Origin of the sequence: Vibrio sp. LQ2, from assembly GCF_023920125.1 — a bacterium.
Classification (GTDB): Bacteria; Pseudomonadota; Gammaproteobacteria; order Enterobacterales; family Vibrionaceae; genus Vibrio; species Vibrio fluvialis.
This window is the reverse complement of record NZ_CP085308.1, coordinates 4,275,787-4,297,188: the sequence shown is the minus strand read 5'-3', so window position 1 is coordinate 4,297,188 and position 21,402 is coordinate 4,275,787. Positions and strand designations below refer to the sequence as shown.

19 protein-coding genes are annotated in these 21,402 nt (G+C 53.1%); 3 read left to right on the top strand and 16 right to left on the bottom strand.

The annotated features are described in order from the left end of the window. Positions 1-58: 58 nt before the first annotated feature. A complete protein-coding gene (gene yihA, locus LGV68_RS19990) occupies positions 59-724 on the top strand; it encodes a ribosome biogenesis GTP-binding protein YihA/YsxC (protein ID WP_047459763.1) in 666 nt (221 codons plus the stop codon). A 725-nt stretch (positions 725-1,449) separates the two neighbouring features. Here yihA and polA read toward each other — a convergent pair. The 3 genes from polA to hemB form a co-directional block, all read right to left on the bottom strand. Further along, positions 1,450-4,248: a DNA polymerase I gene (gene polA, locus LGV68_RS19985; protein ID WP_252535955.1), complete on the bottom strand. Its 2,799-nt coding sequence runs from the start codon at positions 4,246-4,248 to the stop codon at positions 1,450-1,452. 688 nt (positions 4,249-4,936) lie between these two features. Beyond that, entirely contained in the window at positions 4,937-5,371 is a 435-nt protein-coding gene (locus tag LGV68_RS19980; protein ID WP_055452926.1) for a GNAT family N-acetyltransferase, read from the bottom strand. Between the two features lie 117 nt (positions 5,372-5,488). Next, positions 5,489-6,532, bottom strand: a complete 1,044-nt coding sequence (gene hemB / locus LGV68_RS19975) for a porphobilinogen synthase (protein ID WP_020331906.1) — start codon at positions 6,530-6,532, stop codon at positions 5,489-5,491. A 184-nt stretch (positions 6,533-6,716) separates the two neighbouring features. On the opposite strand from hemB, the gene LGV68_RS19970 reads away from it, so the two are divergent. Next, positions 6,717-7,478 (top strand): TatD family hydrolase, encoded by a 762-nt coding sequence (locus LGV68_RS19970; RefSeq protein ID WP_024373651.1) that lies wholly within the window; start codon positions 6,717-6,719, stop codon positions 7,476-7,478. 307 nt (positions 7,479-7,785) lie between these two features. Here the strand turns inward: LGV68_RS19970 and tatC are convergent, their stop codons facing one another. From tatC to rmuC, 7 genes are all read right to left on the bottom strand, one after another. After that, positions 7,786-8,529, bottom strand: a complete 744-nt coding sequence (gene tatC / locus LGV68_RS19965) for a twin-arginine translocase subunit TatC (RefSeq protein WP_020331904.1) — start codon at positions 8,527-8,529, stop codon at positions 7,786-7,788. A gap of 63 nt (positions 8,530-8,592) precedes the next feature. Next, on the bottom strand, positions 8,593-8,994 hold the full coding sequence (gene tatB / locus LGV68_RS19960) for a Sec-independent protein translocase protein TatB (protein WP_055452929.1): 402 nt from the start codon (positions 8,992-8,994) through the stop codon (positions 8,593-8,595). Between the two features lie 3 nt (positions 8,995-8,997). Further along, entirely contained in the window at positions 8,998-9,240 is a 243-nt protein-coding gene (gene tatA, locus LGV68_RS19955) for a Sec-independent protein translocase subunit TatA (protein ID WP_020331902.1), read from the bottom strand. 50 nt (positions 9,241-9,290) lie between these two features. Then, complete coding sequence (ubiB, locus tag LGV68_RS19950) at positions 9,291-10,925, bottom strand: ubiquinone biosynthesis regulatory protein kinase UbiB (RefSeq protein WP_032082410.1); 1,635 nt, start codon at positions 10,923-10,925, stop codon at positions 9,291-9,293. A gap of 7 nt (positions 10,926-10,932) precedes the next feature. Further along, positions 10,933-11,541 (bottom strand): SCP2 domain-containing protein, encoded by a 609-nt coding sequence (locus tag LGV68_RS19945; protein ID WP_032082409.1) that lies wholly within the window; start codon positions 11,539-11,541, stop codon positions 10,933-10,935. Positions 11,542-11,551: 10 nt separating this feature from the next. Beyond that, entirely contained in the window at positions 11,552-12,334 is a 783-nt protein-coding gene (gene ubiE / locus LGV68_RS19940) for a bifunctional demethylmenaquinone methyltransferase/2-methoxy-6-polyprenyl-1,4-benzoquinol methylase UbiE (RefSeq protein WP_020331899.1), read from the bottom strand. Between the two features lie 49 nt (positions 12,335-12,383). After that, the gene (gene rmuC, locus LGV68_RS19935; RefSeq protein ID WP_252535953.1) at positions 12,384-13,916 is read right to left on the bottom strand and encodes a DNA recombination protein RmuC; all 1,533 of its coding nucleotides are present in this window, start codon (positions 13,914-13,916) and stop codon (positions 12,384-12,386) included. A 146-nt stretch (positions 13,917-14,062) separates the two neighbouring features. Between rmuC and LGV68_RS19930 the strand changes: the two genes are divergently transcribed. Continuing rightward, positions 14,063-14,968 carry a DMT family transporter gene (locus LGV68_RS19930; protein ID WP_055452932.1) on the top strand — a complete coding sequence of 302 codons (906 nt, stop codon included), beginning with the start codon at positions 14,063-14,065 and terminating at the stop codon, positions 14,966-14,968. Between the two features lie 26 nt (positions 14,969-14,994). Here LGV68_RS19930 and LGV68_RS19925 read toward each other — a convergent pair whose 3' ends face one another. The 6 genes from LGV68_RS19925 to LGV68_RS19900 form a co-directional block, all read right to left on the bottom strand. Further along, positions 14,995-15,825 carry an HDOD domain-containing protein gene (locus LGV68_RS19925; RefSeq protein WP_222738738.1) on the bottom strand — a complete coding sequence of 277 codons (831 nt, stop codon included), beginning with the start codon at positions 15,823-15,825 and terminating at the stop codon, positions 14,995-14,997. A gap of 80 nt (positions 15,826-15,905) precedes the next feature. After that, complete coding sequence (gene araC, locus LGV68_RS19920; protein WP_024373648.1) at positions 15,906-16,745, bottom strand: arabinose operon transcriptional regulator AraC; 840 nt, start codon at positions 16,743-16,745, stop codon at positions 15,906-15,908. Positions 16,746-16,810: 65 nt separating this feature from the next. Continuing rightward, complete coding sequence (locus LGV68_RS19915) at positions 16,811-17,326, bottom strand: hypothetical protein (protein WP_055452934.1); 516 nt, start codon at positions 17,324-17,326, stop codon at positions 16,811-16,813. A 44-nt stretch (positions 17,327-17,370) separates the two neighbouring features. Then, positions 17,371-18,873, bottom strand: coding sequence for an L-arabinose isomerase (gene araA / locus LGV68_RS19910; RefSeq protein WP_238856224.1), 1,503 nt, complete (start codon positions 18,871-18,873; stop codon positions 17,371-17,373). A 13-nt stretch (positions 18,874-18,886) separates the two neighbouring features. Continuing rightward, complete coding sequence (gene araD / locus LGV68_RS19905) at positions 18,887-19,636, bottom strand: L-ribulose-5-phosphate 4-epimerase (RefSeq protein ID WP_047459789.1); 750 nt, start codon at positions 19,634-19,636, stop codon at positions 18,887-18,889. Further along, complete coding sequence (locus tag LGV68_RS19900) at positions 19,629-21,332, bottom strand: ribulokinase (RefSeq protein WP_252535951.1); 1,704 nt, start codon at positions 21,330-21,332, stop codon at positions 19,629-19,631. Before LGV68_RS19900 ends, araD begins: the two co-directional genes overlap by 8 nt. Positions 21,333-21,402 lie beyond the last annotated feature (70 nt).

The window sequence follows — 21,402 nt, the reverse complement described above, 5'->3', positions numbered from 1 at the left end:
TACACAATTTCACAAAAAAGTAATCAATCGACTACACAAAGTCGAGATGGAGTTAACAGTGAGCGTAAAAATTCATTATCAAAACACGCATTTCATCACCAGTGCGCCAGACATTCGCCATCTTCCCACTGATGAAGGTATCGAAATCGCGTTTGCAGGACGCTCAAACGCTGGAAAATCCAGTTCTCTCAACCGGTTAACTAACCAGAAGAGCTTGGCCAAAACCAGTAAAACTCCCGGCCGTACTCAGCTGATCAACCTGTTTAAGGTGACTGAAGGCTGCCATATTGTCGATCTACCTGGCTATGGTTTTGCCCAGGTACCACTGGAAATGAAGAAAAAGTGGCAGAAGTCACTGGGTGAGTACCTTCAGAAACGCACCTGCCTGAAAGGTCTGGTGGTGCTGATGGATATTCGTCATCCAATGAAAGATCTTGACCAACAATTAGTCATTTGGGCCGTAGAATGTGGCATTCCGGTTCAGGTACTGCTGACCAAAGCCGACAAACTGAAAAGTGGTGCCCGTAAAGCTCAGGTGTTGAAAGTGCGTGAAGCAGCATTGTCGTTTGGCGGCGATGTGAGTGTGGATGCGTTCTCTTCTCACAATGGTATCGGTGTCGATGTACTGCGCAACAAACTCGACAGCTGGTTTGCTCCGATGCTGGCACAGTTGGCAGCAGAAGCTGACGCTGAACCAGAGCAGGACGACTCTCAAGACGCCTAATCCGTTCCGCGCTCACACAAGCCTCGCCTCTGGCGGGGCTTTTTGTTATCTCAATTTGGTCTTTCCCGCCATCGGCAGACGCCAGAAATAAAAATCCCCACCATCCTGGTGGGGCAACGGGAGAGAAATAGGAGGTAATTATTGTTATGGCGCTAGAATTCCTTAATCGCCGCAAGATTACAATATGCTCAGATCACGATTTCCACTCAGCCGTTTTTGGCGGTAATTTTCGCATTATCAAATAAATTCAGCGTGTTATGAAAAAAACCATGCAAATACATGCTTAGTTTTCTTTTAGAAATAACCAAAACTGTGATTGAAGATTAGTTACAGAAATGAACTTTGCTGTCAGAAGTTTCACCACGTTACGCGCAGGAAAAATTGGGGTGTCTGAGGTTTGAAATGCAAGAGGTTTTGCGAGGAAAAAAGTGGAATGCGGCCCAATAAAAAACGCCCCAGTCAAATGGTGACTGGGGCGGCTGAATCAGCCTAATCCAATAACGTGAAACAAAAGGTCTGAAAGATAGAACATCTTACCTCTGTACCCTACGGAAGCTAATGTACAACAATTGGTCACAAATGAAAACTGTTTTTGTAGTTTATTTTCATTAAATTTTTATTAAGCAACATAAATAGATACATGGTGATTACTTTTTTTATTGATAAAAAAAGCCAGCGACTGTGCGCTGGCTCATATAATTTCAGTAATTTAGACGATTTTAGGCTTAATGTGCTTCATCCCAGTTATCGCCATGCCCTACCTCAGCCACCAAAGGCACCTTCAGCTCTGCCGCAGATTCCATCAGTTTCTGTACTTTACTTTCAATTTCGGACAAAGCTGACTCTTCGACTTCAAACACCAGTTCATCGTGTACCTGCATCAACAGCTTAACGCGCCCTGCACCTTCCGCTTCGATCCACGCATCCACGAGCAACATCGCTTTCTTAATGATGTCGGCCGCAGTGCCCTGCATCGGCGCGTTGATCGCCGCACGTTCCGCCGCTTTCCGACGCATGCCGTTACGCGAGGTGATTTCTGGCAGATGGAGACGACGACCAAACAAAGTTTCCACGTAACCCTGCTCTGCAGCGGTACTGCGTGTGCCTTCCATGTATTGCATCACGCCAGGGTAACGCTCAAAGTACTTATCCATGTACTCTTGCGCTTCACCGCGCGGAATGCCGAGTTGTTTCGCCAAGCCAAACGCACTCATGCCGTAAATCAGGCCAAAGTTGACCGCTTTGGCACGGCGACGCTGTTCACTGGTCACCTGATCGATGCTGATACCCAGAATTTCGGCCGCGGTGGCGGCGTGGATATCTTTACCTTGCTGAAAGGCTTCCAGCAGCGCTTTATCGCCCGACAGGTGTGCCATGATGCGCAGCTCGATTTGCGAGTAGTCGACCGCCATGATTTTCCAACCATGCGGCGCGATGAACGCCTGACGAATGCGACGACCTTCCTCATTACGAATCGGAATGTTCTGCAGGTTCGGATCGGTCGAAGAGAGACGCCCGGTGGCGGTGACCGCCTGATGATACGAGGTGTGCACGCGGCCCGTGGCCGGGTTGATCATCTTCGGCAGCTTATCGGTGTAGGTCGATTTGAGCTTCGCCAGACCGCGGTATTCGAGAATGACCGCTGGTAACGGGTAATCCAGCGCCAGCTCTTGCAGCACTTCTTCGTTGGTCGATGGCGTACCGGATGGTGTTTTCTTGATCACCGGCAGTTTCATCTGTTCAAAGAAGATGGTTTGCAGTTGTTTTGGCGAGCTGAGGTTAAATTCTTGGCCCGCGATGTCGAACGCTTTCTTCTCCAGCTCATCCAGACGCTGCGCAATCTCTTGCGATTGCGCGCCCAGCAGCATGTCGTTGATCAGCACGCCAGTGCGTTCAATGCGCGACAGAACCGGCACCAGTGGCATCTCGATGTCGCGATACACGCTCAGCAGTTTGTCGTCTTGTTCCAGCAGCGGCAGCAGACGATGATGCAAACACAGCGTGACATCGGCATCTTCTGCGGCGTAAGGCGCCGCTTGTTCAAGGTCAATCTGGTTAAAGGTCAGTTGGTTCTTACCTTTACCCGCCACCTGCTCAAACGAAATGCAGCTGTGTTGCATGAAACGCAGCGCTAGGCTGTCCATATCGTGCTTACCAGCCACGCTGTTGTAAACGTATGACGCGAGCATGGTGTCGTGCGCAATGCCGCGCATGTCGATGTCGTAACGCGCCAGAACGCTGGCATCGTACTTGAGGTTCTGGCCGACTTTGGCTTGCTGCGCATCTTCTAAAATCGGTTTCAGTTGTGCCAGCACCCAATCGCGATCGAGTTGCTGTGGCGCATCCAGATAATCGTGCGCCACCGGCACGTAGGCGGCTTCACCTTCCGCGACTGCGAAAGAGACACCCACTAGATTGGCCACCATGTAATCGAGGCTGTCGGTTTCGGTATCAAACGCAAACACCTCAGCGCTGCGCAGTTTGTCGAGCCAACGGCTGAATGCCGCTTCGTCCACAATAGTCTCATAGTGGCTGCGATCGATTTTCACTGCGGCCATATCCGCTGCAGGCGCGGCTTTAGGTGTGCCGCTGACAGCGGCGCTAGCCGCGCTTTTCTCGGCCGCTTCGACCACACCGGTGCCGCCATCAAGCAGCTCGGTCAACCAAGATTTAAACGCCAGCTGGCCGTAAAGTTCAATCAGCGCATCGCGATCCGGGGTGGCTTTGAGCAAGGTTTCTGGCGTGCAATCTAGCTCGACATCAAGTTTGATGGTCGCCAGTTCGTAAGACAGCTCGGCATTAGCACGGTTGTCTTCCAGCTTCTTAGCCATGGTTTTGGACCCACGGAAACCCAGGTCAGCAATTTTATCCAGATTGTCGTACAGCGCCGTCAGGCCACCGATCCCTTGCAGCAACGCGGTCGCGGTTTTATCACCCACCCCCGGCACGCCCGGAATGTTATCGACTTTATCGCCCATCAGCGCGAGGTAATCGATGATCAGCTCGGGCGGAATACCGAATTTTTCAATCACGCCTTCGCGATCCATCACGACGTTAGTCATGGTGTTGATCAGGGTGATATTGTCGTCCACCAGCTGGGCCATATCTTTATCGCCCGTACTGATCAGCACCGGAATGCCCGCCTGAGACGCCTGATGAGCCAGCGTGCCGATCACGTCGTCCGCTTCCACACCTTCAATCGACAGCAGTGGCAGCCCCATGGCACGAATCACTTTATGCAGCGGTTCGATCTGACAACGCAGATCATCCGGCATTGGCGGACGATGCGCTTTGTACTCAGGATACAGATCATCGCGGAAGGTTTTGCCTTTGGCATCAAAGACGACCGCCATTCGATCACTGGCGAACTGACGCATCATGGCGCGAACCATGTTGATCACGCCATACACAGCGTTAGTCGGGATCTCACCGTTGCTCATCGTGCCCGGGTAGGCATGAAATGCGCGGTATAAATAAGAAGAGCCGTCGATCAGAATTAACGGGTTATCAGGGATGCGAGCCATAGTTTTGCTATCCAACAAGAAACAATGGGGCTTAGGATGCCATGACTGATGATTGGTTTCCATGCTCAAGGCGGAAACCCGCTGGCCTGGCACGGTGAATTATTCTACGCCACCCTTTGCCATCTGTGGATAACTCTGTTTATAGAATTTATCCACCGGTTATTAAACCGCGTACAAAGTCACTATTTGTGTTTTTAATTTATTGTTTTTATTAATTTTTTACAAAGATCGATCATTCCCATCACGATCCTTTTGCGATCATGAATTGTGGAAAAGACACTCGCTGCCCTTTTACTCAACCTGAGATCTGGATCCAGACACTCTGCTGAACATTTGCACAGATCAGGATCGAAAGTTGGACATTTTTGCGTGCGGGTTCGTTGCGCGGTGGATAACTGACATAAAAAAAGCGACACCCGAGGATGTCGCCTAGCAATAACAGGTCAAAGCCAATACCGATTGTTCAGCCTTACCATAAAGCTTAAATATTACACTGGAAGCAATGTGAGCAATGTCGTGTCAAAAAGAACGTGTGCAAGTTCAAATGGGTTTGTTGATTACCGGATACCTAAAGAACCATTCAGGCGGGTAACTCAACGTCCTGGTGAACTTCACTCATTCCCTAAGACATGGTTAATAATAATTATTCTCATTTAACAGTCAAGCATTAAATGAGAAAAAATCTCATTTAATTTGAAAAATGTTTGACGAAATGAATCCGACTTTCCGCTAATGGTTCTATTTTTTCAAAATTTTCAATGAGATAACCATTCCTCAGCAATAGGCGTAACATGGCCGGAAATTGATTGCGTGATTTCACTGTGAGCTTGCCGTAACCCTGTTCTGCCACCCATTGCTCTTGCGCATCCAGCAGTTGCTGCGCTACGCCGCGATTGCGTGCCAGAGACGATACGCCGCCGAACCAGCTGTAAAACGTTTCGCTATCCAGTTCATAGCCAATTTTAAACCCCAACAGTTGGCCATTTTCTTCGGCGATCAGGATCAAATCTCGCTTGCCTGCTAAACGCTGCGCCAGAGTTTCGACCGTTTCTTTGCGAATGAACTCGCCAATCTCCTGCACCACCTGCGCCGCTTCAGCCAATGTGCCTAAACGAATCTGCATTCACCACCTCATGATTTTCTTGAACATCGGGCCTGGCGAGCCCCCAAGGTTGTCACTCTAACCCTAAAAAAGAAAAGGCCGGCACAGAGCCAGCCTTCGTATGTCGTTCGAACACAGTTATTCTGAACGCAGATGCTGCGCCGCTTGTGCGTTCTCTTCTGCCAGCCACTCAGCCACATCTTTGGCAAAGTAAGTCAGAATGCCGTCGGCACCTGCGCGTTTGAAGCACAGCAGTGATTCCATTACGGTCTCGCGCTCTTTGAGCCAGCCGTTCATAATCGCCGCTTTATGCATCGCGTATTCCCCCGACACCTGATACGCAAACGTCGGTACTTGCAGCTCACTCTTCACGCGGCGCACCACGTCCAGGTATGGCATGCCTGGTTTCACCATCACCATGTCCGCGCCTTCATTGACGTCCATCGCCACTTCATGCAGCGCTTCATCGCTGTTGGCCGGATCCATCTGGTAGTTCTTCTTGTTGCCACCTTTCAGGTTGCTGGCGGAACCGACCGCATCACGGAACGGGCCGTAATAGCATGATGCGTATTTGGCCGAGTAAGCCATGATTTGTGTATGAATGTGTCCCGCTTCTTCCAGCGCGTCACGAATCTTGCCAATGCGGCCATCCATCATGTCTGACGGTGCCACCACATCCGCGCCTGCCGCCGCGTGTGACAACGCTTGCTTGATCAGCACTTCCGTGGTTTCTTCATTGAGTACGTAACCCTCATCGTCGATGATGCCGTCCTGACCGTGGGTAGTGAACGGATCCAGCGCCACATCGGTAATCACACCAATTTGCGGCACGTGTTCTTTCAGCAGGCGTACCGCGCGCTGCACCAAACCGTCCGGGTTGTAGGCTTCGGTCGCACACAGGCTTTTTGCATCCTGATTCACGACCGGAAACAGAGCGATTGCCGGCACGCCAAGGTTCGCCAGATACAGCGCTTCTTCCAGCATCAGGTCGATAGACAGACGCTCAACGCCCGGCATCGATTCCACCGCTTCACGACGATCTTTGCCCATCAGAATAAACATCGGGTAGATCAAATCACTCACAGACAACTGATTCTCGGCCACCAGACGACGGCTGAAATCGTGCTTGCGCAGACGGCGCATACGACGCCCCGGAAACTGACCTTGGATAGATACAGACACTCGACTCTCCTTATTTGTCTACCTGAACCACAGCGCTGGCGCGCAATATCAGGCTTTTTGTGTTGGCGAAATCATATCACTCTGATTGCACGACGCTAGGCTCAAAGCGGAAAAATGCAAAAAATGACCCCAAGCTCACACTCACGTATACTGCCGCCAAGCTTACCGAAAACGAGACGTTGCCATGATTGATACCCACGCCCATATTTATGCCAGTGAATTTGACCACGACCGCGATGACGTCGTCAGTCGGGCGTTGGCGCAAGGCATTGAACGCATTCTGTTGCCGAACATCGATCTGGAGTCAATTGCACCAATGCTGGCAACCGAAGCCGCCTATCCGACGATATGCCGCTCCATGATGGGTCTGCATCCGTGCTACGTGGATGGCAACGTCACTCAGACGCTCGACACGATCTACAGCTGGTTTACCAAGCACGATTTCATTGCCGTAGGCGAAATCGGTATCGATCTGTACTGGGACAAAACGTTTCGCGCTGAGCAAGAAATGGCGTTTGTTACCCAGCTCAACTGGGCTAAAGAGATGAACCTGCCGGTGGTGATCCACACGCGTGATTCGATTGAAGAGACACTCACTCTGCTCAAACAGGAGCAAAATGGTCAGCTACGCGGCGTATTCCACTGCTTTGGCGGTACGACGGATGAAGCCAAAGCAATCAACGATCTCGGCTTTCACCTCGGCTTGGGCGGCGTGTCGACATTTAAAAACGGCGGCATGGATCAGGTGATCCCACATCTGGATATGAACTACGTGATTCTGGAAACTGACTGCCCTTATCTCGCGCCCGTCCCTCACCGCGGCAAACGCAACGAGCCGGCGTACACTCAGTTGGTCGCCCAGCGTGTCGCAGACCTGCGCGAACTGTCATTGGCCGAGGTCGATACCCTTACAACGACTAATGCTAAATTATTGTTTAGTTTATAAATTACTAAAATATAGATAACTAGATCACATTTATTAATGGGAGCAGGATCACATTAATAAATATGCACCCTGTGTATTATCTTCGGCCAAATTTTAGAACTATATTCATACAAACGTCATGGCTAAGTGTAATCACACCAATCAACTGCAGCGACTACGTCGAACGCTCTGGCAAAAATTGCTGGGCATCAAGGAAGTGTATGTCTGCAAGCAATGCGGGCAGACAGTTAAAATTAAGTAATCCCAGCGACGGATTCGATAGCAAATAAAAAAGCGGCCACTGGCCGCTTTCTTTTTCTCTTCAGGTTTACTCTTCCACATCGCTCTCGTCGTCTTTGCGCGTGTAGAAACGGGCAAAGAACAGACCGATTTCAAACAGCAAACACATCGGAATCGCCAACAGTGTTTGTGAAATCATGTCCGGTGGTGTCAGCAGCATACCGACCACAAACGCACCAACGATGATGTACGGGCGCTTTTCGCTCAGCGCTTTGGGTGTGGTGGCACCTGTCCAGCACAACAGAATAATCGCAACTGGCACTTCAAACGCAATACCAAACGCCATAAACAGCGCCAGTACGAAATCAAGATAGCTGGCAATGTCGGTAGCAAACTCTACGCCGCCAAGCGATATCGCGGTAAAGAACCCAAACACCAACGGGAACACCACGTAATAGGCAAACGCCACACCGCAGTAAAACAGCAGTGAACTCGACACTAACAGCGGAAAGATCAGTCGGCGTTCATGCTTGTACAGGCCCGGCGCCACGAACGCCCATACCTGATAGAGAATAAACGGCACGGAAAGAAACACCGCGACAATCAGCGTCAGCTTAAGCGGGGTGAAAAACGGCGATGCCACATCGGTCGCGATCATCGTTGCCCCTTCCGGCAAACGGTCAACCAGCGGCCGAGAAACAAATTCGTAGATGTTATTGGAGAAATAAATCAGCCCGACAAACACCACAATCACCGCGGCAATACTGCGCAGCAGGCGATCACGGAGTTCCAGTAAATGGCTGATCAAAGGTTGAGTCTGTTCGACTGACATTGAAACCTCATGTAACCGATCAAAAAGAGTTACCGCGCTAGGGGTAACTCTTTACAAAGACTATTAGTCGGCTTTCTTTTCTGCCGTTTTCGGCTGATCTGACTCAGACGCGACGGACAGGGTTTCCGCCGGGGTTTGCGGCTTTTCATCCTCTGTCTGGCTGGTTGCCGCAGTCGAGTACGGACGCTGAACGTCCTGCGCCGCCTGCTTGAGCTTGTCGACGGATTCCTGCAGCTCGGGCGACAGGTTTTGCATCCCCATCTGCTCGGCTTTACGCAGGTTTTCCTGCAGCTCCTGCACTTTCAGCTCGTGCGCCAGCTCATCTTTGACACTGTTGGCCATGTTTTTGGCCGCAGAGACAAACTTAGCCACACTGCGAATCGCATGCGGCAGTCGCTCCGGGCCGAGCACAACCAGTGCCACGACAGAAATTAATACCAGTTCCCAAAAACCGATATCAAACACGATTTAAGCCTGCTCTTTGTCTTTCTTTGTTTCAGCAGTTGCGTCTGTTTTCTGCTGTTCCAGATTCTTCTGTTCAAAATCGGCATCTTTCTTCGCTGCAGACTGATCGTCGTCTGACATCGCTTTCTTGAAGCCTTTCACTGCGCTACCGAGATCGCCACCGATACCACGAAGTTTCTTCGTACCGAACAGCAATACAACGATGACAGCAATGATAAGAAGTTGCCAAATACTGATACCACCCATTCTTTCTACCTCGGGTTATGTGTTACACAAACATTTCAAGAGTTTAACGTTTATTGACGATAAGCTCGCCAACTAAACAACCAAAATGTGACGCCCGCAATTGCACTGCCGGCGGCCCACGGTTCGTAGTGACTGGACACCAATATAGCCGAGCATACGACTAAAGTGGCGCCAACACCAAACAAAAACTTGCCCGTCGCCTGCTGGCGCTTGCTGTCACGGTAGCCCTGATAAAACTGCTCCATACGCAGATTCAGGTTTCGCCCTTGTTTCAGGCTGTCGTACAGCAATTCGGGTAATTCCGGCAATTTTTCTGCCCAGAACGGCGCACGCTCTTTGATGGCATTCACCACCGCTTGCGGACCGACCTGATTCATCATCCATTTTTCCAGGAATGGTTTCGCCGTCTGCCATAAATCCAGTTGCGGATACAGCTGACGTCCTAACCCTTCTACGTACAGCAACGTCTTCTGGAGCAAGACCAGTTGCGGCTGCACTTCCATATTAAAGCGACGCGCGGTGTTGAACAGGTTCAACAGCACATGGCCAAAGGAGATGTCGCACAACGGTTTAGCAAAAATCGGCTCACACACAATACGAATCGCCACTTCGAACTCATCGATATTGGTGTTTTGCGGTACCCAGCCTGAGTCGACGTGCAGCTGCGCGACTTTGCGGTAATCGCGGTTAAAGAACGCGAGGAAGTTTTCCGCCAGATAGCGTTTGTCTTCCGCATTCAGCGTACCGACAATACCGCAGTCGAGACCGATCCATTGTGGGTTGTCCGGATGATCAGGATTCACAAACACATTGCCCGGATGCATGTCCGCATGGAAGAAACTGTCGCGGAACACCTGAGTGAAGAACACACTCACTCCGCGTTCAGCCAGCAGCTTCATATTGGTGCCGTTGGCACGCAAGCGTTCGACATCGGAAACCTGAATGCCATATATTCGCTCAGAAACCATGACAGTTTTATTACTGAAATCGGTAATGACTTCAGGAACATACAATTCTTCGCTGTCTTCAAAGTTGCGGCGCAGCTGAATCGCATTGGCCGCTTCACGGCGCAAATCCAGTTCATCGAGCAGCGTTTTCTCGTATTCACGCACCACTTCAAGCGGTTTCAAACGACGTGCTTCAGGCATTGCCCGAGCGACTATACGCGCTAAGCGGTACATCAGTTTTAGATCTGCATCAATCACCGGGCGAATATCCGGGCGAATGACTTTCAGTACCACTTCTCGCCCGTTGGACTTAAGAGTCGCGGTGTGCACCTGGGCGATAGACGCAGAGGCGAGAGGTTTGAGATCGAAGTCGTTGAACCAGGTCTCCAGCGGGCCACCGAGCGCTTTTTCGATTTGCTGCTTGGCCAGTCCGCCGTCAAACGGGGCGACTTTGTCTTGCAGCAGCGCGAGCTGATCAGCAATGTGCGGTGGAAACAGATCACGGCGGGTCGACATCATCTGGCCGAACTTAATCCACACCGGGCCAAGTTCTTGCAGAGCCAGACGCAGACGTTCGCCCAGAGGTTTATCGGCGTGTTGGTTACGAATCCAGAAGATGGATTTGCGCGCCAACAGCGGCGCTTTGGTCAGTTGATGCTCGGGTAACAACTCGTCCAGCCCGTATTCGAGCTGAACTTTGATGATTCGGTATAAACGCTTGATTTCGGCGGGAGTCATACAGGGTCTACGCGCCTTTTTCCAATAACTGGTTAAGACGGCTTTCCAGGCGAGCGGCCTGACTTTTCACGTCGTCGACCTGATCGCAGAAGTAAGCAATTTCCAGAGGCCCGGGCGCCACGCGCCACTCTTCAGTCAGCACCTGCGCCAGATGGTTCTGGTGTTTACTCACTTGCGCGCTCAGCAATGCACCGACGTTTTTCGCGCCTTGCACCACCGTGTGGGCCACCACATCCCCCGTCACCCGCGACAACCACTCTTCGATGTCTGGTTTGCAGTCGGTCATCAACTGCGAAAATTTCTGCGCCAGCTGAATGTCGCCTTCCAGCACCAATTTGTCTTGTTTGATCAGCTTGGTGATGTTGGCCTGTTCGCGCAGTTCCGGCAACACCGACAGATTGAGTGACAGATAACAATCCGGCTCACCTTCGTAGTTGGCCAGTACATCGATCTGCTGGCTGAAAATGAAGGTCAGGGTTTTATTGATTTCTTTGAGATGGACCTGAATCACTTGGCCTTTGAGGCGAGCAAGACGACGACCCAGTTCCGGGTCGTCTTTGATCAGGGTATTGAGCGATGATTCAATCACCGCAGTGATCAGCGGTTCAAACGGCATACGCAAGTCCTCAGAACTTGTAGCCGCGGTGCAGAGCCACGATACCGCCGGTCAGGTTGTAGTAGCTGGCCTGTTCAAAGCCGGCTTCCATCATCATGCCTTTCAGCGTTTCCTGATCCGGGTGCATACGAATCGATTCCGCCAGGTAACGGTAACTGTCGGCGTCGTTGGCGATCAGTTGACCCATTTTCGGCAAAATGTGGAATGAATACGCGTCGTACACTTTTGATAGCGGATCCAGCACCGGTTTCGAAAATTCCAGTACCAGCAGACGACCGCCCGGCTTCAGCACGCGGAACATCGAACGCAGCGCTTTGTCTTTATCCGTCACGTTACGCAGACAGAAACTGATGGTGATGCAGTCGAAGTAGTTGTCTGGGAACGGCAACTCTTCCGCATTCGCTTGCACGTAATGGACGTTACCGACGATGCCACGGTCGCGCAGCTTGTCACGGCCCACATTGAGCATGGAGTTGTTGATGTCCGCCAGTACCACGTGGCCTTTGTCACCCACGATGCGAGAGAATTTTGCGGTCAGGTCACCCGTACCACCGCCCAAGTCCAGAATACGTTGCCCCGGACGCGCGCCGGCACAATCAATCGTGAAACGCTTCCACAGACGATGAATCCCGCCCGACATCAAATCGTTCATGATGTCGTATTTCGCCGCAACCGAGTGGAATACTTCCGCTACCTTGGTTACTTTTTCTTCTTTACGTACGGTCTCAAAGCCGAAATGAGTGGTGTCTTGATTCTCTACTGCTGTATTCGTTTGCACGCTGGTATCCGTCATTGTGTTTCCTCTTGGGCAGTTTTCACGACCAAACTGCGACTGCGGGCGATTAGTTTACTTTATCCTCAGCGTGATGTCTTTCTACTAAAGGGCCAATTTCCGAATCTGGCTCACGCTGCGCCTTTTCTACCCACTCATTGCTGATAGAACGCTTAATTTCCACCCCCAATTGTTTGAAGCGTTCAGCCTGACGAATGGCGTTGCCGCGTCCGGTGGCGAGCTTATTCATCGCGCCTTGGTAAGTCTGGTTGGCTCTGTCGAGCGCGCCGCCCAAACCTTCCATATCTTCTACGAACAGGCGCAACTTATCGTACAAACGACTCGCCCGTTCAGCGATCAGCTGTGCATTCTGGTTCTGGCGCTCGTTACGCCACAGGTTGTCAATCGTGCGCAGTGCCACCAGCAGCGTGGTCGGGCTGACCAGAATGATGTTCTGCTCCATCGCATCTTTCACCAGGCTCGGGTCGGCCTGAATCGCAACCTGAAACGCGGGCTCGACCGGAATAAACATCAGCACGTAATCGAGCGACTGAATGCCTTTAAGCTGGTGGTAATCTTTCTGCCCCAAGCCTTTGATGTGGTTGCGCAGCGCCAGTAAATGATCGCGCAGAGCGACATCGCGCTCGGCATCGGTGTCGGCGTGGTAATAACGCTCGTACGCCACCAGCGCCATTTTGGAGTCGATCACCACCTGCTTGTTGTGCGGCAGATGGACGATCACATCCGGCTGATAACGCTTGCCCGCTTCATTTTGCAGGCTGACTTGAGTTTGGTATTCGTGCCCTTCACGCAGACCTGATTCCGCCAGCACGCGTGCCAAGACTACTTCGCCCCAGTTGCCCTGCTGCTTGTTGTCACCTTTCAGCGCTTGAGTCAGGTTGAGCGCTTCTTTGGCCATCTGCTCATTGAGGCGCTGCAAATTACGCAGCTCATGCACCAGAGTGTGGCGCTCTTTGGCTTCCTGATTGAAGCTGTCGTTGACCTGCTTCTTAAAGCCATCCAACTGCTCACGCAGCGGCGACAGCAAACCATCGAGGCTTTGGCGATTCTGCTGATCGACCTTGGCTGTTTTGGCTTCAAACACCTGATTGGCGAGGTGCTCAAACTGCTGCTTGAGGCGCTCTTCAGCGCGTTCGAGCAGTTGCAACTTATCCTGGCTGGCTTCGAGTTGCTGCTGATGACGCGCTTCCTGCTCGCGTAGTTGCACCTCGAGCTGCGCTTTCTGTTCACGCATGCGATTGAGCTCGTCGGCGTATTGCTGGCGCTCTTGTTTGATCGCTTCGAAATAGCGCAGTTTCTCCATCACCGCCATCACTTTACCGTGCGATTGCTTGAGCTCAAACTCCGCCTTGTCGCGCTCTTGGTCGAGTTCATCCAGCTCCTGCTGCGCAGCGCTCAGCGTCTGTTTGAGCTGCTCAATCTGCTGTTCATGCCAGCGTGCATCGCTTGCCAGCTGCTGTTCGAGCAGTTGCGCCTGCAGTTGATATTTCTGTTTCACCCACCAACCAGCGGCGGCGGCCGACACAACGGCAGCAGACAAGGTAGTGATCCACAGAGCGGGGTTATCGAGAATCCATTGCATAATAATGAGTTACTTGATGTTGGTTGTTGATAAAAAGAGTATTTCGATACTGGATAAATGTCCAGTTTGCCGGGCAATTATTCAGCCGATAGACTAGCGATTCACCTGAAAGCAGGTTTACCTAACATGGATATGGGGAATTTGGAATGAATGAAGGCCGCGCCCTCGGACTGGGCTTGTCTGCTGTATTGCTTTGGTCAACGGTCGCCACCGCGTTCAAGCTCACGCTGGCAGAGTTCTCACCCATTCAGATGCTGACCATCGCCAGTATCGTCTCTGCCTTAGCCCTGTTGGTGATTTGTGCGCTTCAGGGCAAGCTGCCTCTGGTGATGAGTACCTTCTTTGCCAATCCTTGGTATTACCTGCTGCTGGGCCTGATTAACCCGCTCGCCTATTACCTGATCCTGTTCAAAGCCTATGCGTTGCTGCCCGCCTCACAAGCACAGGCGATCAACTACAGCTGGGCGATTACCCTGACGCTCATGGCGGCGGTGTTTCTCGGTCAGAAAATCCGTAAACAGGACTGGATTGCCTGCGCGCTGAGTTATTTCGGCGTGGTAGTCATCGCCACCAAAGGCGATGTGCTCGGCATGCAGTTCGATAGCCCGCTGGGTGTCGGGCTGGCGCTGCTGTCTACGCTGCTGTGGGCCGGTTACTGGATTCTCAATACTAAAAATCAGGCCGATCCGGTGGTGGGCGTGCTGTTGGGGTTTGTGATTGCGATTCCGTTTGCGATTGCGCTCAGCGTTTACGAGGGTGCGCCTTGGCAGCACATCAGCCCGCAAGGCTGGGCGGCAGTGACTTACGTGGGTTTATTTGAGATGGGCATTACCTTTGTGTTGTGGCTCAGCGCGCTGAAAAACACCAACAACACCGCTCGCATCAGTAACCTGATTTTCGCCTCACCGTTTATTTCGCTGATCCTGCTCTCCACCATCATCGGTGAAGAAATTCACCCCACCACCTTGTTCGGTCTGGTGCTGATCATTGCTGGTCTTGTGGTGCAACAGGTCAAACGCAAACACAAAAAGCTCGCCGCCGAAAAGGCGTGAGCGACTATCCTGCCTGCCAAGGCGCGTCAGAACAGCTGATGCGCCAATTCGGCTCCCCGACCGCGTACCTGATCGATCAAGCCGTAACTTTCCGGAGCCAACGCCAACGCCTTCGCGGCAGGGTGACGGCTGAGAAACGCCTGCTTCTCCTGCGCATCAAATAGCGAATCCCAGCGTTTGTGAATATCGCGCGCCAGATACAACACGCACGCTAAACGTTTGGCTTCCCCCGCCTGACCGGGATGATTCACGTGTTCTATCGCATCGGCCATGTCGGCCGGGAAGTTCCACTCCTTGGCGAGCTGCGCGCCGAGCTGCTGGGCGTCAACGCCGAGCAAGTCCTGTTGCACCTCGGCCAGTTTTTCGCCTTGCCTGACCCGCTGCTCGATCTGCTCGGCGAGGTCCGGCTCGAGCGCATGAATCATCAACTCGCCGATGTTATGCAGCACGCCAGTGGTGAACACTTCGTTGGGGTCGAGCTTGAGCGGTTTGGCGAGCTTACTGGCGATCATGGCGATTTCAAACGTGTTGGACCAGTAATCTTTGATATTGAGCGTGCGCAGCTGGGGAAACACCCCGGATACCACTGAAGACGAAATCAGCGTGCGCACCGCGCTGCTGCCGACGCGAATGATAGCGTCACTGATAGTCGAGACGCCTTTGCCGTTCGAGCCACCAAATTGCGCTGAATTGGCCATGCGTAACACACGGGCACTGAGGACCTGATCCATCGACATCTTGCGCGACAATTCGCTGAAGTCGACGTTGTCGCGATTGACCATATTCAGAAGTTCTTGCTGGATACTTTCGATGCGGGGCAATTCATTCAGGCGGGAGATCAGGGCTTCTTGATTCATTCGTTCACTCCTTCTAGCAACCAACAGATTTACTATAGGACAGAAATCCCGCTTTGGAATGATAAGTGTTGAGAGTTTTATCAGGTAATTTGCTCGCGATAGAGCTTCGGACTGACCCCGGCTTTGCGCTTGAATACGCGCGAGAAATAGAGCGGATCGGAATAGCCGATAATCCGCCCAATGTGGTTAACCGAGTAGTGAGTAGTCACTAACAATTGTTTGGCGCGGCTGATACGCTGATCATCCCGCCACTGGGTAATGGTCATCTTCATCTCATCGCGGAACAGATGGCCAAGGCGCGACGGAGACAAACAGGTGTGCGCGGCAATCTCTTCCAAGGTGAAGTCCTGATTGAGGTTCTGCGTCATATAGTTGATGGCCTGAATGATGCGCGGATCGAGCGGCTTGCTCACCACATCCGGCTGCACGGTTTTGCAGCGGATCAGCAGTTGTTCCAGCAGGTTAATCGCCAGATCATCGCGATACGGCATGTCCGATTTGGCGGTGTACTCGATATCAACAAACAGGTTTTCGATGTGCTGCATGGTCTGCACGTCCAGCCCACGGGTCAGGTAAACACCGTTGCGCTCTTCCTGCCAGTTAAGCCAGTCATTCCAGAACGCGCGCGGACGGAAATAGACCCAGCGATGAAACCACGATGCGCTGTCGCTTTTACGGTGATAAAAGTGGGTCGCACTGGGCGGAAACAGCAACAAGTCACCAGGTTTCACATGAAACATCTGCTCACCGGAAAAGATGGTGCCCTCGCCTTTACTGGTGAAGTTGATGATGTAGCCTTTCATGCCGTTCGGGCGGTCGATGGTGTAATCCAGTTCATCGCCTTCGATAATCGGTGTCAGGCCGGCCACCAGATGGGCGTCGAAGTTGTATCCCGGTTTGAGCGGATCGGTTGTTTGCATAGACCAACAGTTGCTGAGTTTTTGCTTAGTGTATGTTGCACCTTGCCGCATTGCGATTTCTGAGTTCACACTTTTCCTAATACGATCCATTGGGTGGCGGAAAACGCCTCGCGAAACCAGTCGGTTTTGGCTGACTGACGAATAAAATCGCTTGGCAGCCCGTGGCGTGTGCGTTGCCAGTCCGGTTGTGCCGTATCAGTAGATGGGGGCATGACCCGCGCCGCATTGAGCGGCTGGATAACATGACGAATGTCGAGCCGGGTCGGAATGCTGTTGCGCGCCAGATATTCAATCACCACGGCATCCTGATGAAAGTAGTAATTCATATTGAGCGACAGCTGAGCGGCGTGATGCCACTGGCACCACTGCTCTATCCGGTCCGGTCGGTGACGGAACTTCCACTGTGCGTGCGACACATCCAGCACTTCACCGTTGTTGGTCAGCTCCAGTGTGCCTTCGTACATCAGTTGATTGCCATGCAGCAACTGAAAGCGGGTCGGACACACCCGCGCAACCCGCAGCGTCCAGCGCTGATAGTGAATGTCGAACCCCGACACTAAACTCGATTCGTCAACCGTCATAAGTACCTCTACAACGCCCCCTCATCGCTGAGGGGGCCGATTTATTACACGCCAGACGCCAAGCGGTAGTACAAGCTGTTAGTTTTCAACTCTTGTTTGAACTTGCGGGTTTCGGTGTGTTCATCAATCACCACCATTTCCATGCCGAGAATGTCAGCATAGTCAGCCAGCGAGTCGACACTCACCTGTTGGCTGTAAGCACTGTGGTGCGCCGCGCCCGCGTGAATCCAACTCGCCGCCGCGACTTGCAGATTCGGCATCGGTTCCCACAACGCATGAGCCACCGGCAAATGCGGCATACCTTGTGGCGGCGCGACGGTGTTAACACGGTTCACTACCATGCGGAAGCGATTACCCAAATCGATCACCGACACGTTGACGGCCTGCCCTTCGCGGCCACTAAACAGCAAACGCGGCACGTCGCAGCGCAGGCCGATGGTATGCAGATGCACTTCGAGTTTTGGTTTCGCCGCAGCAATCGACGGACACACCTCCAGCATGTGCGCACCCAGCACCTGATCGGTGGCGCCGAAGTTGTAGGTGTAGTCTTCCATAAACGAGGTACCGCCCTGACGCCCTTTGCCCATCTGTTTCATGATGTGCACCATAGCCGAGGTTTTCCAGTCGCCTTCGCCGCCGTAACCAAAGCCTTTGGCCATCAAACGCTGGGTGGCCAAACCGGGCAGAGAGCCGAGGCCAGTCAGGTTTTCAAACGTGTTGGTAAACGCCTGCGCGCCGACCTCAGTCAGAAAACGTTCCATGCCCATTTCCAGACGCGCTTCGTGCTGCATCAGTTTGAGCAGCGCCGGATCATTCAGCAGTTGCGGGCTCATGTCGTAGGTGGACGCGTATTCATCGAGCAAACGCGCGATATCCGCATCCGACACCGACTGCACCACCTCACTCAGTTCGCCCAAACCATACGCATTCACTTCATAACCAAATTGAATTTGCGCCGAGACTTTGTTGCCTTCGGTCACCGCCACTTGGCGCATGTTGTCGCCAAAGCGCGCCACTTTCAGGTTCTGCCCGGCATCAATCCCGATCGCTGCGCGGCACCAGTCATCGATCTCCTGATGCACCTGCGGGTTCTGCCAATGCCCGACCACCACTTTGCGGTCAAGATCGAGGCGAGTACCGATAAAGCCGAATTCGCGGCAGCCATGCGCACTCTGGTGAGTGTTCATGTAGTTCATGTTGATCTCATCCCACGGCAGCGCCGCATTAAACTGGGTATGCAGATGCAGGAACGGTTTGTTGAGCTGCGACAAACCCGCGATCCACATTTTCGCCGGGGAGAAGGTGTGCATCCACAGCACCAGACCAATACACGCCGGATCGTTGTTGGCCGCGCGGCATACTTGCAGAATTTCGTCCGGTGATTTCACCGTGCCTTTATCGACCATAGGTACGGAAATCGCGTCGGTCTGGTTAAAGCTGGTCACGATTTGTGCGCTGTCCTGCGCCACTTGTTCCAGCACTTTTGGGCCGTAGAGGGTTTGCGAGCCGGTTACGAACCACACCTGTTTGTTGTCGAATACTTTCATAACTTTCCCTTGATTATTTTTTGTTCGTCGCAGTCTGACCGTAATAAGCATTCGCGCCGTGTTTGCGCAGGTAATGCTTATCGAGCAGAGCCTGATTGATGAATTGCACCGCCGGGTTGATTTGCAGCGTTTGCAGCGCCATCGACGCCACCACTTCCATCACCACCGCGTTGTGCACCGCTTGATGGGCATCTTTCCCCCAACTGAACGGGCCGTGTTCATTGACGATGATGCCGGGGATCGCCATCGGGTCTTGCTCTGCGATGGTTTCGACAATCACCACTCCGGTATTGAGCTCGTAATCGTGGGCGATTTCGCCATTGGTCAGCGGGCGGGTGCACGGAATGCTGCCGTAGAAGTAATCGGCGTGGGTGGTGCCAAGAGCCGGAATGGCTTTCCCCGCTTGCGCCCACGAAGTGGCGTGCGGCGAATGGGTGTGCACCACGCCGCCGATGTGTGGGTAGGTGCGATACAGCACCAGATGGGTCGCGGTATCGGACGACGGATTGAGGTCGCCCTCCACCACGTGCCCCGCCAAATCCACCACCACCATATTGTCGGCAGAGAGATCTTCATAAGCCACGCCGCTCGGTTTGATCACCACCAACCCCGATTCTCGGTCGATGGCCGAGACGTTGCCCCAGGTAAAGGTCACCAGATTGTGACGTTGCAGATCGAGATTGGCCTGCCACACGTCATGGCGCAGTTTGCGCAGCCGTTCACTCTGGGTCGACACGGGTTGCATCAAGGTGTGTTCACTCATGATTACACTCCTTGGCTTGATGAAATTCGGCCAACTGTTCTAAGTGCTGACCCAGCTCGCGATAGCCGACGTAACGTTCACGGCGCAGCGTTTGCGTGTCGGCATTGGGCGTATACACCGCACTGATGGGGCTCGCCATCGCCGCCTGCGCTTGCCGGGCGTTGTCATACACACCCGCTGCCACAGCGGCGAAAATCGCCGCGCCCAATGCGCAGCACTGCTCAGAGCGCACCACCGCGATATCGCGGCCAATCACATCGGCACACATCTGCATCACGTACGGGGATTTTTGCGAAATGCCACCAATCGCGATCACGCGCTCCACCGCCATGCCTTGGTTGACAAAACAGTCGACAATCGCTTTGGCGCCGTGGGCGGTCGATTCCACCAGCGCGGCAAACAACGCCGGCGCGCTTGAGCCTAAATTGAGATCCGACAGAGAACCTTTCAGACGCTGGTTGGCGTAAGGGGTGCGACGACCATTGTGCCAGTCCATTGCCAGCGGCGAATGAACGTTGAACTCGTAGCTTTCCGCCGCTTGAGACAGCAGCGGAATCAGAGCGTTATCTAAGGCGTCTAACGTGGCTTGCGCTTCGGGCTGCTGCTCCGCCAACGCTTGCAGCGGCCACAACAACACGCGTTTGTACCAGGCATAAATATCACCAAACGCCGATTGGCCGGCTTCAAGCGCCATCAGATTCGGTAGTGCGCTGCCTTTGACCTGACCGCAAATGCCGTGAATGGTGCGCTCGCCCACGTTGTCGGCGTCCACCATCAAAATGTCGCAGGTGGAGGTGCCAATCACTTTGACCAAATCGTGCGCGCCCGCGCCCGCACCGACAGCGCCCATGTGGCAGTCAAACTCACCGACCGCGACCGCGATCCCCTCCGGCAAGCCCAGCGTTTGCGCCCACTCAGATGACAAAGTGCCTGCTTGCTGCTCGGCGGTGTAGACCTCGCTGAACATGCGCTCGCGCATGCCATCCAAGGTCGGGGAAATCGCCGACAAAAACGCTTGATCCGGCAAACCGCCCCAGCTTTCATGCCACATCGCTTTATGCCCGGCCGCGCAGATGCCGCGGCGCAGGTGGTGTGGGTGCTGATTACCACTGAGCAGGGCCGGAATCCAGTCACACAACTCCACCCAGCTGTAGGCGTGTTTGGCCACATCGGCATCTTGCTCACTGACCCACGCGGCTTTGGCCCAAAACCATTCCGACGAATAAATGCCGCCGATGAATTTGGTGTAGTCGGTAAAGTCGCCGCTGTGCGCCAATTGGTTAATGCGTTCCGCTTTGACGACCGAGGTGTGGTCTTTCCACAAAATGAACATCGCGTGTGGGTTATGTTCAAACTCCGGCCGCAGCGCCAACACATTGCCTTCAGCATCGATCGGTGCCGGCGTCGAGCCGGTGGTGTCGACGCCAATGCCCACCACCGACTGCGCGACCTCAGCCGGCACGGCGGCCAATGCCTCACGCACCGCCTGCGTCATCGCTTCAATGTAGTCCTTCGGGTGGTGGCGAAATTGCGACTGCTCCGGCTGGTTATACAGCCCCTGCATCCAACGCGGGTAGTAAGTCACGCCGGAGGCGACTTCTTCCCCGCTGACTGCATTCACCAGTAAGGCGCGCACCGAATCGGAACCAAAATCGAGGCCGATGACGTGCGCTGGTTGAGTAGCGAAATGCTCCATAACAACTCCATGTAGGGTGATATTTTTCATTTGTTATAACGCTCAACCCCATTTTCAACCATGAACCGCA

Bases quoted from the DNA above. Each gene is read 5' to 3' on its own strand.
- polA (WP_252535955.1), bottom strand. From the start codon at position 4,248: ATGGCTCGCATCCCTGATAACCCGTTAATTCTGATCGACGGCTCTTCT.
- LGV68_RS19980 (WP_055452926.1), bottom strand. From the start codon at position 5,371: ATGCAGATTCGTTTAGGCACATTGGCTGAAGCGGCGCAGGTGGTGCAG.
- LGV68_RS19970 (WP_024373651.1), top strand. From the start codon at position 6,717: ATGATTGATACCCACGCCCATATTTATGCCAGTGAATTTGACCACGAC.
- tatC (WP_020331904.1), bottom strand. From the start codon at position 8,529: ATGTCAGTCGAACAGACTCAACCTTTGATCAGCCATTTACTGGAACTC.
- tatA (WP_020331902.1), bottom strand. From the start codon at position 9,240: ATGGGTGGTATCAGTATTTGGCAACTTCTTATCATTGCTGTCATCGTT.
- ubiB (WP_032082410.1), bottom strand. From the start codon at position 10,925: ATGACTCCCGCCGAAATCAAGCGTTTATACCGAATCATCAAAGTTCAG.
- LGV68_RS19945 (WP_032082409.1), bottom strand. From the start codon at position 11,541: ATGCCGTTTGAACCGCTGATCACTGCGGTGATTGAATCATCGCTCAAT.
- ubiE (WP_020331899.1), bottom strand. From the start codon at position 12,334: ATGACGGATACCAGCGTGCAAACGAATACAGCAGTAGAGAATCAAGAC.
- rmuC (WP_252535953.1), bottom strand. From the start codon at position 13,916: ATGCAATGGATTCTCGATAACCCCGCTCTGTGGATCACTACCTTGTCT.
- LGV68_RS19930 (WP_055452932.1), top strand. From the start codon at position 14,063: ATGAATGAAGGCCGCGCCCTCGGACTGGGCTTGTCTGCTGTATTGCTT.
- LGV68_RS19925 (WP_222738738.1), bottom strand. From the start codon at position 15,825: ATGAATCAAGAAGCCCTGATCTCCCGCCTGAATGAATTGCCCCGCATC.
- araC (WP_024373648.1), bottom strand. From the start codon at position 16,745: ATGCAAACAACCGATCCGCTCAAACCGGGATACAACTTCGACGCCCAT.
- LGV68_RS19915 (WP_055452934.1), bottom strand. From the start codon at position 17,326: ATGACGGTTGACGAATCGAGTTTAGTGTCGGGGTTCGACATTCACTAT.
- araA (WP_238856224.1), bottom strand. From the start codon at position 18,873: ATGAAAGTATTCGACAACAAACAGGTGTGGTTCGTAACCGGCTCGCAA.
- araD (WP_047459789.1), bottom strand. From the start codon at position 19,636: ATGAGTGAACACACCTTGATGCAACCCGTGTCGACCCAGAGTGAACGG.
- LGV68_RS19900 (WP_252535951.1), bottom strand. From the start codon at position 21,332: ATGGAGCATTTCGCTACTCAACCAGCGCACGTCATCGGCCTCGATTTT.